This is a genomic window from Reyranella sp. (genome assembly GCF_050185545.1).
Lineage (GTDB): Bacteria > Pseudomonadota > Alphaproteobacteria > Reyranellales > Reyranellaceae > Reyranella.
In genome coordinates this window covers 1-13,356 of sequence record NZ_JBFWZI010000075.1, presented here as the reverse complement: position 1 = coordinate 13,356, position 13,356 = coordinate 1, and the positions used below count along the sequence as shown (strand labels likewise).

General features: G+C 67.0%; 12 protein-coding genes. 10 read left to right on the top strand and 2 right to left on the bottom strand.

The features are described 5' to 3' along the window. Nucleotides 1-14: 14 nt before the first annotated feature. Nucleotides 15-878 carry a carbon-nitrogen hydrolase family protein gene (locus tag AB7O82_RS19990; protein ID WP_428541336.1) on the top strand — a complete coding sequence of 288 codons (864 nt, stop codon included), beginning with the start codon at nt 15-17 and terminating at the stop codon, nt 876-878. Between the two features lie 85 nt (nt 879-963). On the opposite strand, the gene AB7O82_RS19985 is transcribed toward AB7O82_RS19990, so the two are convergent. Next, the gene (locus AB7O82_RS19985) at nt 964-1,407 is read right to left on the bottom strand and encodes a class I SAM-dependent methyltransferase (protein WP_428541339.1); all 444 of its coding nucleotides are present in this window, start codon (nt 1,405-1,407) and stop codon (nt 964-966) included. Between the two features lie 63 nt (nt 1,408-1,470). Between AB7O82_RS19985 and AB7O82_RS19980 the strand changes: the two genes are divergently transcribed. Then, entirely contained in the window at nt 1,471-2,031 is a 561-nt protein-coding gene (locus AB7O82_RS19980; protein ID WP_428541342.1) for a DUF1178 family protein, read from the top strand. Between the two features lie 176 nt (nt 2,032-2,207). Here the strand turns inward: AB7O82_RS19980 and ubiG are convergent, their stop codons facing one another. Continuing rightward, nucleotides 2,208-2,972 (bottom strand): bifunctional 2-polyprenyl-6-hydroxyphenol methylase/3-demethylubiquinol 3-O-methyltransferase UbiG, encoded by a 765-nt coding sequence (ubiG, locus tag AB7O82_RS19975; protein ID WP_428541345.1) that lies wholly within the window; start codon nt 2,970-2,972, stop codon nt 2,208-2,210. Between the two features lie 59 nt (nt 2,973-3,031). Between ubiG and AB7O82_RS19970 the strand changes: the two genes are divergently transcribed. The 8 genes from AB7O82_RS19970 to AB7O82_RS19935 form a co-directional block, all read left to right on the top strand. Further along, nucleotides 3,032-4,279 (top strand): aspartate kinase, encoded by a 1,248-nt coding sequence (locus AB7O82_RS19970; protein WP_428541348.1) that lies wholly within the window; start codon nt 3,032-3,034, stop codon nt 4,277-4,279. A 261-nt stretch (nt 4,280-4,540) separates the two neighbouring features. Next, nucleotides 4,541-6,745 carry a phosphoenolpyruvate--protein phosphotransferase gene (gene ptsP, locus AB7O82_RS19965; protein WP_428541351.1) on the top strand — a complete coding sequence of 735 codons (2,205 nt, stop codon included), beginning with the start codon at nt 4,541-4,543 and terminating at the stop codon, nt 6,743-6,745. A 79-nt stretch (nt 6,746-6,824) separates the two neighbouring features. After that, a complete protein-coding gene (locus AB7O82_RS19960; RefSeq protein WP_428541354.1) occupies nt 6,825-7,832 on the top strand; it encodes a helix-turn-helix domain-containing protein in 1,008 nt (335 codons plus the stop codon). A 328-nt stretch (nt 7,833-8,160) separates the two neighbouring features. Continuing rightward, a complete protein-coding gene (ispG, locus tag AB7O82_RS19955) occupies nt 8,161-9,285 on the top strand; it encodes a flavodoxin-dependent (E)-4-hydroxy-3-methylbut-2-enyl-diphosphate synthase (protein WP_428541357.1) in 1,125 nt (374 codons plus the stop codon). A 287-nt stretch (nt 9,286-9,572) separates the two neighbouring features. Next, nucleotides 9,573-10,814 (top strand): histidine--tRNA ligase, encoded by a 1,242-nt coding sequence (gene hisS, locus AB7O82_RS19950; protein WP_428541360.1) that lies wholly within the window; start codon nt 9,573-9,575, stop codon nt 10,812-10,814. A gap of 225 nt (nt 10,815-11,039) precedes the next feature. Next, a complete protein-coding gene (gene prfA, locus AB7O82_RS19945) occupies nt 11,040-12,104 on the top strand; it encodes a peptide chain release factor 1 (protein WP_428541363.1) in 1,065 nt (354 codons plus the stop codon). Nucleotides 12,105-12,106: 2 nt separating this feature from the next. Continuing rightward, nucleotides 12,107-12,964, top strand: a complete 858-nt coding sequence (gene prmC, locus AB7O82_RS19940) for a peptide chain release factor N(5)-glutamine methyltransferase (RefSeq protein ID WP_428541366.1) — start codon at nt 12,107-12,109, stop codon at nt 12,962-12,964. A gap of 180 nt (nt 12,965-13,144) precedes the next feature. Continuing rightward, a partial coding sequence (locus tag AB7O82_RS19935; protein WP_428619990.1) for a DUF4167 domain-containing protein occupies nt 13,145-13,356 on the top strand: 212 nt, incomplete at its 3' end.

Genomic DNA, 13,356 nt, shown 5'->3' with positions numbered 1-13,356 from the left:
CCGGAGAGATGGTGATGGCATTCAAGGCCGGTCTGATCCAGACCAGCGTCAGCAACGAGATGGCGGAGAACATCGCGTTCGTGCGCGAGCAGGCCCGGCTTGCCCGCGACGCCGGCGCCGACTTCATCATGACGCCGGAAAACACCGGCCTGATCGGGGCCAACCGGGCCGAGACACTGCAGAAGGCGGAGACGGAAGATGGCCACGGCATGCTGGCCGCCGCTCGCGCCAGCGCGCGCGAGACCGGGACGTGGTTCCTGCTGGGCTCGATACACGTGCGCGTGCCGGGCGAGGAACAAATCCGCAACCGGTCCTATCTGATCGACTCGTCGGGCGGCATCGTGGCGAGCTACGACAAGATCCACATGTTCGATGTCCAGCTGGCCGGTGGCGAGAATTACCGCGAATCGTCGACTTTCAAGCCGGGGGAGCGGTCGGTGCTGGCGGAGACGCCGTGGGGCGTGCTCGGCATGACGATCTGCTACGATCTGCGCTTCCCCTATCTCTACCGCGACCTCGCGCACGCCGGGGCGACGATGCTGTCGATCCCCTCTTCCTTCACGGTGCCGACGGGACAGGCGCACTGGCACGCGCTGATGCGTGCCCGGGCGATCGAGACCGGCTGTTTCGTCCTGGCGCCGGCCCAGGTCGGCACGCACAAGGGCTCGAACCGCAAGACCTACGGCCATTCCGTCGCCGTGGCGCCGTGGGGTGAGGTCCTTGCCGATGCGGGCGGCGAGAAGGCGGGCTTCGTCGTGGCCGACATCGATCTCGCCAGGGTGGCCGACGCGCGCAAGATGGTGCCGTCGCTGACGCACGATAGGACGTACGGCGCACCGGTTCTCCACAAGGCCGGTCTCGCCAAGGCGGCGGAGTAGGGCTGGGAGCGCGCCACTGCGATGGCGCTCATGGGATGTGTGGTCAACGAGAAGAGCGCCATCGGAGTGGCGCGCTCCCAGCATCTTACCCGGGACGCCGGGCCGCGATCCGCTGCACCATCGCCATGTGCGGGTCGCTGATCAGGCGGGCTTCGTACGCGGTCACGGACAGGCGGCCGCGAACGAGCTCGAGCAGCTCGCCGTCTTTCAGCAGATAGTCGGGATTGCTGGGCCGTCCGAAGCGCTCGTTGCCCACCATGAAGGTTTCGTAGAGGAGCACGCCGCCCGGCGCGAGGGCGCCGAGCAGATCGGGCATCAGGGGGCGGTGGAGGTAGTTGGTGACGACGACGGCGCCGAAGGCCCGGCCGACCAGCGGCCAGGGGGAGCCGTCCTCGAGGTCGGCCCGAACGACTTCGATGCCGGGATCCAGATCGAGGAGGCTGGTGTCGCGATCGACCGCCGTGACCGGGTGGCCCCGGTTGGCGAAGAAGCGGCTGTGCCGGCCGCCGCCGGCGGCAATGTCGAGCACCGGGGCGCCGTTCGAGACGAGGCCCGCCCATTGTACGATCCAGGACGAAGGCGTGCCTCTTGCATGGGCCACGTTCACACCCCATCATCTCTGGCACTCCCCGTTCGGGAGTGCCAGCTGTGGAAAATTGTTGCTCGATTCATGATCCTATACCGACTGCGCTGCTCCAACGGCCACGAGTTCGAGGGCTGGTTCAAGGACAGCAAGACCTATGAGCGTCAGGAGAAGAAGTCCCTGATCGGCTGCGCCGTGTGCGGGGACGTCGCGGTTCAGCGCGCCATCATGTCGCCGCGCCTCGGCAAGGGCGGCAAGTCCGCGGTGCCGGAAGAGGCCACACCGGTTCCAGCACCTGCGCCAACGCCGTCTCCTGAGCAGCAGCAGATGGCCGCCCTGGCCCGCCACATGCCCAAGGAGTTGCGCGAGGCGCTGATCAAGGTGCGCGAGCAGGTCGAAAAGAACTGCGAGCACGTCGGCGACCGCTTCGCCGAGGAGGCGCGCAAGATTCACTACGGCGAAAGCGACCGCCGCGGCATCTACGGCGAAACGACCGACAAGGAAGCCGAGGCGCTCGCCGAGGAAGGCATCGAGTTCGGCCGCCTGCCCTGGATTCCCCGCGGCAACTAGCACAAGTCGGCTCATTGCCGGGAACGCGCCACTCCGTGGCGCTCATTGGAATAGCCGACATCACGTGCGGATCGGAAGATGAGCATGAGCGCCACGGAGTGGCGCGTTCCCGGCGCATGACGCCTTCCTTCGGCAAAACTGGTGCCTGTGAGTGGCGCGCTCCCAGCGGAACGCTCCTACGAGCGGGGCGTCGCATACAGCATGTAGTTGACGTCGAGATCGCCGCGGTTCAGCGACCAGGTGCGGCTGAGCGGGCTGTAGACCACGCCGACGATCTCCCGCACGTCCATGTCGCTGGCGCGCAGGCTGCGCGCGACCTCCGAGGGCTTGAGGAACTTGCGCCAGTCGTGCGTGCCGCGCGGCAGCCAGCCCAGCACGTATTCGGCGCCCGCGATCGCCAGCGCCCACGCCTTGGCCGTGCGATTGAGAGTCGACAGGAAAAGAAGTCCGCCGGGCTTCACCAGAAGGCTGCAGGATCGCAGGAACAACTCGGCATCGGCAACGTGCTCGACGATCTCGAGGGCGAGCACGATATCGAACCGGTTGCCCGCACGCGCGAGCGCTTCGGCCGTGCCCTGGCGATAGTCGATGGCGAGCGCCTGCCTGTCGGCATGCCGCGCGGCAACCTCGACATTGTCGGAGGCCGCATCGATGCCGGTTACGGCGGCGCCCAGTCTCCGCATCGGCTCGCACAGCAGGCCGCCGCCACAGCCGATATCGACCAGCGACAGTCCGGTCAGCGGCGTGCCCGAGAGGGCATCGCGGCGCCAATGCCGGGCGGCGCTGTCGCGGATGTAGCCGATGCGCACAGGGTTCAACCGATGCAGAGGCGCAAATTTTCCGGCCGGATCCCACCATTCGCCGGCGATTCGGGCGAAGCGCTCGACCTCGGCGGGATCGACGGTGGTCTCAGCCGAAATGGTCTCAGCCGCGTGGGCCATGGGCCACCCTTGACCTTTCCAGTGCTCACGGTGTCTATACCGCGCTTTCGAGCAGGTCCATGGCGCGCATCGTTCTGAAATTTGGCGGCACTTCGGTGGGCGACACCGAACGGATCAAGAATGTCGCGCGCAAGGCCAAGGCCGAGGTCGCACGTGGCAACGAGGTCGCCGTCGTCGTCTCGGCGATGTCCGGCGCCACCAATCAGCTGGTTAAGTGGGTCAACGAGATCGCCCCCCTGCACGATGCGCGCGAATACGACGTCGTCGTCGCCACCGGCGAGCAGGTGACGATCGGCCTGCTGGCGATGGCCCTGCAGCAGGAAGGCGTGCGGTCGCGTTCCTGGGTGTCCTGGCAGATCCCGATCCGTACCGATGCAGCCTACGCCAAGGCGCGCATCGTCGGCATCGACACGGCGGAGATGTCGGCTGCCATGGCGGCCGGCGAGGTGCCGATCGTCCCCGGCTTCCAGGGGGTATCGCCGGAGGGCCGGGTCACGACCCTGGGTCGCGGCGGCTCGGACACGTCGGCGGTCGCCCTGGCGGCCGCGCTGGGCGCCGACCGCTGCGACATCTACACCGATGTCGACGGCGTCTATACGACCGATCCCCGGATCGTCGAGAAGGCGCGCAAGATCGACCGGGTCACCTACGAAGAGATGCTCGAGATGGCCTCTCAGGGCTCCAAAGTCCTGCAGACGCGCTCGGTCGAGCTGGCGATGAATCATCGCGTGCGCGTGCAGGTCCTGTCGTCGTTCAATGCCGCGCTCGGCAGCGACCTGCCCGGCACGCTGGTTGTGGACGAGGAAGAGATCATGGCGCAGGGGCTGGAAAAGTCGGTTGTGAGCGGAATCGCCTTCTCGAAGGACGAGGCCAAGATCACGGTGATCCGGGTGGCCGACCGGCCGGGCGTGGCGGCAGCGATCTTCGGTCCGCTTGCCGATGCCAACATCAACGTCGACATGATCGTCCAGAACGTGTCGCTCGACGGCAGTTCGACCGACATCACCTTCACCGTGCCGCGGGCCGATCTGCCGCGGGCGGTCGAGCGGCTCGACCGGGCCAAGAAGGACCTCGGGTTCGCCGAGATCAAGTCGGACACCAACGTCGCCAAGGTCTCGGTGATCGGCGTCGGCATGCGCAGCCATGCCGGTGTCGCCCTCAAGATGTTCGAGACCCTGGCCGGCAAGGGGATAAATATCCAGGTGATCTCGACTTCGGAAATCAAGATCAGTGTCCTGATCGCCGCCGAGTACACCGAGCTTGCGATCCGCGCCCTGCATACGGCCTACGAGCTCGATGCCGCCTGAGCGCTTTTCGCTTATGCGAACAAGCAATTAGGCAGTTCGGCGCGGGTCTTGCTATAAGCGGGCCATGCGCGCCGAAGCCAATCTCATGGCCTGCCGGACTGCCCAATGGACCCGTCGGTCCGGGGCAGCATGGCGATTCTGCGCCCAAGTCATCGACCGTAGCTTCGTCGTCATCCGACTCAAGCATCCAGCGGTCTGACCATGGAGAGAGCAACTCCCCTGGCCGGACCGCGAATGCTCCTAAAGCGGCTCCGGGACACGATGGCGCGTGCCGACTCCGTCGAGAACACGCTGGGCGAGGTCGTGCGCCTGGTCGCCAACGAGATGGTGGCCGAGGTGTGCTCGATCTACCTGCTGCGGGCCGGGGAAGTGCTCGAATTGTTCGCCACCCAGGGCCTGAATCCATCGGCCGTCCACCGCACCCGCCTGCGGGTCGGCGAGGGCCTGGTCGGCGACATCGCCGCGCACGCCCGTCCGCTGGCGCTGGACGACGCCCAGAGCCATCCACAGTTCGCCTATCGGCCGGAGACGGGCGAGGAGATCTACCATTCGCTTGCCGGCGTGCCGATCGTGCGCGCCGGCCGCTCGCTGGGCGTGCTGGTCGTCCAGAACCGCACCCGCCGGCAGTACGACGAGGAGGAGATCGAGACTCTCCAGACCATTGCCATGGTGCTGGCCGAGCTGATCGCCGCGGGCCACTTCGTCAGCCCCAACGAGGTGCAGCAGGTCGATGGTCTCGGGCTGCTGCCGTTGCGTGTCGATGGCGTCCAGCTGACGCCGGGCGTCGCCATCGGCCGCGCCGTCCTGCACGAGCCGCGAATCGCCATTCAGAAGGTCGTTGCCGAGGATGTCGGCCAGGAACTGGCGCGTTTCGAAAGCGCCGCGCACGGCGTGCGCGAGGACATCGACCGCATGCTCGAGGCACACGATATGCAGTCGGGCGAGCAGCGCGAGATCCTCGAGACCTTCCGAATGTTCATCGACGATCGCGGCTGGCTCGAGCGGGTGCGCGAGGCCATCTCGTCCGGCCTGACCGCCGAGGCCAGCGTTCAGCGCGCCTTCGACGACGTGCGGACCCGGCTCGGCCAGTCGACCGACCCCTATATCCGGGAGCGTCTGAGCGACCTGCAGGATCTCACCAATCGGTTGCTGCTGCGCCTGACCGGTCGCGCCATCGTCGACCCGGAATCTCTGCCCGAAGACATGATCGTGATCGCCCGCGACATGGGGCCGGCGGAATTGCTCGACTACGACCGCACGCGCCTGCGCGGCCTGGTGCTCGAGGAAGGCTCGGCGCAAAGCCATGTCGCGATCGTGGCGCGCGCCCTCGACATTCCCGTGGTCGGTCGAGCGTCCGACGTCCTGGCGCGCATCGAGCCCGGCGATCCGATCGTGGTCGATGGTGACAATGCCCAGGTGCTGGTGCGCCCGGCCGAAGACGTTCTGCAATCGATCCTCGATGCGATCGATGCCCGCATCCAGCGACGGCGCAAGTACGCCGCGTTGCGCGACCTGCCGCCGACGACGCGCGATCAGGTGCGCATTTCGTTGAACATGAACGCGGGGTTGCTGATCGACATGCAGCATCTGGTTGAAGTCGGCGCCGACGGTGTCGGTCTCTACCGCACGGAAATCCCGTTCATGGTGCGTTCGGAATTTCCCGACGTCGATGCTCAGACCTGGCTCTACGCGCGCGTGCTCGATCTCGCCGACGGCCGGCCCGTGGTGTTCCGAACCCTCGACGTCGGCGGCGACAAGGTGCTGCCCTATGTCGGCACCTTCGGCGACGACAATCCGGCCATGGGATGGCGCGCCATTCGCATCGGTCTCGATCGGCCTGCAATGCTGCGGCGTCAGCTGCGCGCCCTCGTTCAGGCAGCCGGCGGTCGACCGCTGTCGGTCATGTTTCCGATGATTGCCGACGTCGGTGAGTTGCAGAGCGCACGACGCCTGCTCGATCTCGAACTCGAGCGTGCGTCGCGTCGCGGCCAGCCCATCCCCGAACGCTTGCGGGTCGGCGTGATGTTCGAGGTCCCGGCACTGGCCTGGCAGCTCGACAGCCTGCTGCGCCAGGTCGATTTCCTTTCGATCGGGACGAACGATTTGCTGCAGTTCTTGTACGCGGCAGATCGTGGCAACAGCAGAGTCGCTTCGCGCTACGACAGCTTGTCGCCAGCGCTGCTTCGGCTCCTACATTTTGTAGTCGAGAAGGCGCGGCCCGCTGGCGTCGACCTCGCGGTATGCGGTGAGATGGCGGGGCGTCCCGTCGAAGCCCTCGCGCTCCTGGCGATCGGCGTGCGCGCGCTGTCGATGTCGCCCGGTGCAATCGGACCGGTGAAGGCGATGATCCGCTCACTCGACCTCGGCGAAGCAACAAGCTTCATGCGCGCTGCGCTATCGCAGCCTGATCGGCCGATGCGAGAGACGCTGCGACTGTTCGCAGCGGATCACGCAATCGAAATTTAGCGGCGAAGAGTCGAATCGCTTTTGCCCTGTCAGAATCCCTCTGCTAATACTCGCGCAGAGGGGAAGAGCAGGGTTCATCATGCCGGATCAGGTTGATTGGCGTGCGATTGAACGCGATGCGTCGTCAGGGCGTGCGGTCGGTCGCTTGCTACGAGACCAGCGCGAGGCCCGCGGCCTTGCTCTGTCCGATATCGAAAAAGCTCTGCGTATTCGTCGATCCAATTTGGAAGCAATCGAGGAAGGGCGCTTCGACAAGCTGCCAGGCGCAGCCTACGTACCGGCCTTCCTCCGCGCCTACGCCAGCCATGTCGGCCTCGATCCCGAGAAGGTACTGACGGCGTACCACCATTCCGGGGCCGTTCCGATCAAGCGCCCGGTGGCGCTGCCGGCCGATTTTCCCATCGGCGAACGGCGCGCACCGGTTGGCCTTGCCGTGTTGACGGTTCTGCTGGTTGTCGCTGCCGGCTATGCCGCCTGGCACTACCTGCCGCGCGAGCAGGCGGTGGTTGCCGAGAAGGTTCCGCCGGTGCCCGATCGTCTGCTGGCATCGCGGCCGGACGCCGCGCCGACCGGCAGCACCTCGCCGCCGACTGCAGGCACGCCGTCGACGAACGCGACAAGCCCATCGCAACCTACGCGCGAAGTGCGCAGTTCGCCGCCCGCAGCGCAGCCGGCCGAGCTGTGGCCGGCCATGCGTCGTGACAGCGTCGCGCCGCCGACCCAACCGGAGAGCCAGCCGGCGCCCCTGGCACCGCCCATCGTAGTGCAGGTGCCCGCACCGCCGGCCGTCATGACGGTGCCGGCGATCGGTCAGGCGCAGGCCGCACAGCCTCCCATCCAAGTCGACACGCCGAAGCCCGCGACCCCGGCGCCCGCCACCGAGGAAGCGGTGGCCAAGCCGGCGGCACCCGATCCGGCGACCAGCAATATTCCGGTGAAGGTCGACACGCCGGTCCGGGTCCGCGCCAACAGCTGGGTCGAGCTGCGCTCGCCGACGGGCGATGTTCTGGCGCAGACGTACGTCCGCGCCGGCGAGAGCTACACCGTGCCGGCCGGCATTGCCTACCGCATCATCAACGCCCGCTGAGCGAGGTCTCTCGGCACGGTTCGGAATTTGTGAGCGGTTCGCCAGTGGGGCGTGCTGCTCACTTGGCGCAACCAACCCCCTCATGCTGGGGAGCCGCGCACAGCGCGGCGTCTCGAAGCATGGGCAACAGGCATCGTCTTCGGTGCCCATCCTTCGAGACGGCCGCTATCCGGCCTCCTCGGGATGCGGATATTGCTTTTGCCGGCAGCCCAATCGGGCACCGCCCGCGGTCAGGAAGAATGTGACGCTCGGGTGAAACTGTGTGAAGCCCGTGAGAGCTTGCCCACGCCGGCTGGATAAGGCGGCATCGCCAAGCTAGATTGGTGCCATGAGTATCAGGCCATATCGCGACGTCGTGCGCCGCAAATCGCGCCGGGTCATGGTCGGCGCTGTGCCGGTCGGCGGCGATTCGCCGATCACCGTGCAGACGATGACCAACACCTTGACCGCGGATGCCGCCGCGACCATCGCGCAGATCCGCCGCTGCGAGGAGGCTGGAGTCGATATCATCCGGGTTTCCTGCCCGGACGAGGACTCGACCCGCGCGCTGCCGGCCATCGTCAAGGCCGCGCGCGTGCCGATCGTGGCCGACATTCATTTCCACTACAGGCGCGCCATCGAGGCGGCGGACGCGGGCGCGGCCTGCCTGCGCATCAACCCGGGCAATATCGGCAGTGCCGAGCGGGTGCGCGAGGTCGTGAAGGCGGCGCGCGATCACGGCTGCTCCATGCGCATCGGCGTCAATGCCGGTTCTCTGGAGAAGGACCTGCTCGAGAAGTACGGCGAGCCCTGCCCCGAGGCGATGGTCGAAAGCGCCCTCGATCACGCCCGTATCCTGCAGGACCACGACTTTCACGACTTCAAGATCAGTGTGAAGGCGTCCGATGTGTTCCTCGCGGTTGCGGCCTACCAGCAACTCGCCGATGCCTGCGACTATCCGCTGCATATTGGCGTCACCGAGGCGGGCGGGCTGCGCACCGGCACGGTGAAATCCTCGATCGGCCTCGGCGCGCTGTTGTGGGCCGGCATCGGCGACACGATCCGGGTTTCCCTGTCGGCCGAGCCGGAAGAGGAAGTCCGTGTCGGCTTCGAGCTCCTGAAAGCCCTCAACCTGCGCCATCGCGGCGTCAACATCATCTCCTGCCCGTCCTGCGCCCGCCAGCAGTATGATGTGATCCGCACCGTCGAGGCGCTCGAGAAGCGCGTCGCCCACATCACGACCCCGATGACCGTGTCGGTGATCGGTTGCGTGGTGAACGGTCCGGGCGAGGCGCGCGAGACCGACATCGGCTTCACCGGCGGCGGCAACGGCACCCACCAGGTCTATGTCGCGGGTGTGCCGCATCACCGGCTGAAGGATGCCGATATCGTCGAGCATCTTGCGGCCATGATCGAGAAGAAGGCGGCCGAGATCGAGGCCGCCAGGCTTGCCGCCAAGGTCGCTGCCGAATAGCGCTTTCCCCGACGACGGGGGCCATCGCATGTGGAAAAACTCCGTCATCCCGACCGGAGCCGAGCGTAGCGAGGCGTAGCGGAGCGGCCTGTCTTGTTGCGGTGTCGGCAAGAAAGATCCCTCGACTGCGCCGCCCTACGGGCGGCTGCGCTCGAGACGACGGAGCTTTTTGCCATATGCGATAACCCTGCCCCGATGACGGGGGAAGGATCGGGCCCGGCAGCGACTAGATTTGCGCTGTTCGGGGCCGGCGGCTAAGAACGCCGACCCCAAGGCGAGTGTGAGCAGTGTCGAAACTTCAGCCCGTGCGCGGCACGCATGACCTTCTTCCCGACGAGTATCGGCGGTTCGCCCACGTGGTCGATGTCTCGCGCCATGTCGCGCGGCTGTACGGCTACCGCGAGATGGCAACGCCGATCTTCGAGTTCACCGAGCTGTTCGCCCGCGGCATCGGCGAGACGACCGATGTCGTCTCCAAGGAGATGTACACGTTCCAGGATCGCGGCGGGGAATCGCTGACCCTGCGGCCGGAATACACAGCCGGCATCTGCCGCGCCTTCGTGTCGAACGGCGAGCTCGCCCAGCAGCTGCCGCTGAAGATTTTCGCGGCGGGGCCGATGTTTCGTTACGAACGGCCGCAGAAGGGCCGCCAGCGGCAATTCCACCAGATCGACCTCGAGGTGCTGGGCGCGCCCGAGCCCGGCGCCGATATCGAGGTGATCAGCGTCGCCGCCGACATCCTCGATCGCCTAGACATCCTCGGGCGCTGCGTGCTCAAGATCAACTCGCTGGGCGACCCCGAGAGCCGGGCGGCATACCGCAAGGTGCTGGTCGACTACTACTCGAGCCATGCCGCGCGGCTGTCCGAGGAGTCGCGCGACCGCCTGCGCCGCAATCCCCTGCGCATCCTCGATAGCAAGGACGAGGGCGACAAGGCGGTCAACGCCGGCGCGCCGAGCTTCGCCGACCACCTGAACCAGGCGAGCCGGGACTTCTTCGCCGCGGTCCAGGATGGACTCGCGGCCGCGGGCGTTCCGTTCGAGGTCGATGTCGGGCTGGTGCGCGGCCTCGACTATTACACGCACACCGCGTTCGAGTTCGTGACCACCCACATCGGCGCCCAGGGCACGGTGCTGGGCGGCGGCCGCTACGACGGCCTGATCGCCGAGCTGGGTGGGCCGCCGACGGCGGGCATCGGCTGGGCGGGCGGCATCGAGCGCCTGATGATGCTCTGCAACGAGCCGGCGCCGCAGCCGCGCCCTGTCGTGATGGCGCCGCTCGGCCCGGCGGCGGAGGCCAAGGCGCTCGCCATCGCCCGCAGCCTGCGGCGGGAGGGCATCACCGTCGAGCAGGAATATCGCGGCAACATGAAGCGGCGCATGCAGCGCGCCAACAAGGTCAATGCCCGCGCCGTGCTGATCATCGGCGATGACGAACTCGCCAAGGGCGTCGCCCAGCTCAAGGACCTCGACAGCGGCCAGCAGCGCGAAGTTGCCTTGGACGCCCTGGCAGGTGCCTTGAAAGGCTGAGAGTTTGTGAGTTTATTGGCGAACAAGAGGTTCATTGACCCGGTCGGGCAGTAACACCTCATCCTGAGGAGCCGCGCGTAGCGCGGCGTCTCGAAGGATGTACAGGCGACAGTGCCTGTTGCCGATGCTTCGAGACGCTCGCTGCGTTCGCTCCTCGGCATGAGGTGAGCGGGTTGCTGCGGACAGCCGGGAAGGCGTTGTTGGGCTGGTGCCCGAGGAGCAGACGTGTCGTTGCAGCAGAAACTGGATCAGATCTCGGCGCGCTATGCCGAGCTGCAGGCGGCGCTGTCGGGTGGCAGTCTCGATTCGCAGAAGTTCGTGGCGGCGTCCAAGGAGTACGCCGATCTCGGGCCCCTGGTCGAGGCGATCGGGACGTGGCGCAAGGCCGAGCGCGAACTCGAGGACGTGGAGGCCATGGCGGCCGATCCCGACATGAAGGCAATGGCGGAAGAGGAGGCGATGGCGCTCAGGAAGCGCCTGCCCGAGCTGGAGCGCAGCGTCAAGCGCATGCTGCTGCCCAAGGATGCCGCCGACGAGAAGAACGCCATCCTGGAGATCAGGGCCGGCACCGGCGGCGAGGAAGCAGCCCTGTTCGCCGCCGATCTCTTCCGAATGTATCAGCGCTATTCCGCCGAGCGCGGCTGGCGGTTCGAGGTCATGGAGCTCGCCGATACCGGCATCGGCGGCTACAAGGAGGCGATCGCCACTGTATCGGGACGCGGCGTGTTTGCCCGGCTGAAGTTCGAATCGGGCGTCCATCGCGTGCAGCGCGTGCCGGCGACCGAGGCGTCCGGCCGCATCCACACCTCGGCGGCCACCGTCGCCGTGCTGCCGGAAGCCGAGGATTTCGATATCAAGATCGACGAGAAGGACCTGCGCATTGATGTCTTTCGCGCCTCCGGGCCGGGTGGACAGTCGGTCAACACCACCGACTCGGCAGTGCGCATCACCCACCTGCCGACCGGTGTCGTGGTCAGCCAGCAGGACGAGAAGAGCCAGCACAAGAACAAGGCCAAGGCGATGAAGATTCTGCGTGCCCGGCTGTACGACGCCGAGCGCCAGCGCCGCGACTCGGCGCGCGCCGCCGACCGCAAAGGCCAGGTCGGCAGCGGCGATCGCAGCGAGCGCATCCGGACCTACAACTTCCCGCAGAGCCGGGTGACCGACCACCGCATCAACCTCACCCTCTACAACCTCGCCGAGGTGATGGAGGGGCGAGGGCTCGATGAGATCATCGATGCCCTGATCGCCGACGACGAGGCGGGTCGGCTGGCGGAGCTGGCGGCCTGACCGTGACCTACGACAGGCTGCTGCGCGATGCGGCGACTGCGCTCAGCGCCGCCGGCATCGACAATGTGCGCTTCGAGGCTCGCCTCCTGCTCGCGCGGGCGGCCGGCCTGTCGGTCGAGCAGCTGGTCGCGCACGGCGCCGAGGCCGCCCCCGCCCCGGTCGCCGCCGGCCTTCGGGCGCTGACGGCCCGGCGGGTCCGCCGCGAGCCCATGGCCTACATTCTGGGCGAGCGAGAGTTCTGGGGGCTTCCCTTCAAGGTATCGCCGGCGGTGCTGGTGCCGCGTCCCGACAGCGAGACCGTGATCGAGACCGTGCTGGCGCTGATGCCCGCGCGCGCGCAGCCGTTGCGGTTGCTCGACCTCGGCGTCGGGTCGGGCTGCCTGCTGCTTACCCTGTTGCGCGAGTACCCCAACGCGACCGGGATTGGCCTCGATGCGTCGGAAGCGGCTTTGGCCGTTACCGAAGGCAACGCCCAGGCCCTCGGCGTCGCCGCGCGGGCGCGGCTCGTCCGCGGCGACTGGCGGCTCCCGGATTGGGAGAAGGCGCTCGCAGGTCCGTTCGACCTGGTCGTGTCCAATCCGCCCTACATCGAGGCCTCTGCCATCGACCGGTTGATGCCCGAGGTCGCGCGCTTCGAGCCGCGCGAGGCGCTCGATGGCGGTCCGGACGGCCTCGCCGCCTATCACAGGATTGCCGCAGCTGCCGCTGCCCTGGTCGCCCCCGGAGGCCATTTGGTCGTCGAGGCGGGAGAGGGTCAAGCGATTGAAATATCGAGGATATTCGAGTCTGCCGGGCTCGCCGTCGGCTCCCCCAGGAAGGACCTGTCGGGCATCGACCGGGTAGTGCATGCCCAGCAATAAAAGGTTGGCAATCGCGAGGAATGAGACTACGTTCATCTCGCCCCTTGGGGGGGCTTGGCCCGGGCTGAATGGTGGCCTTGGGCGATTAATCCCTCTGATTGTCAGCCGTGACGGCGCCCGGGAAGGGCAGAGGGTCGCGAACAACAACAACCGTCCGGCATGTAGATTGGCCCTAGGTTAATGAGACCAAACAATCGTCAGCGGTCGCGCGGCGGTCGCAGTGGTGGCGGCGGCGGTGGCGGCGGCCATCATCACAAGCAGCATCACAACCCCAACCGCCCGCCCAATCGTAACCAGATCTTCGACAGCAGCGGCCCCGATGTCCGGGTCCGCGGCAATGCCCACCAAGTGTTCGACAAGTACCAGGCGTTGGCACGGGAGGCGGCAGCGTC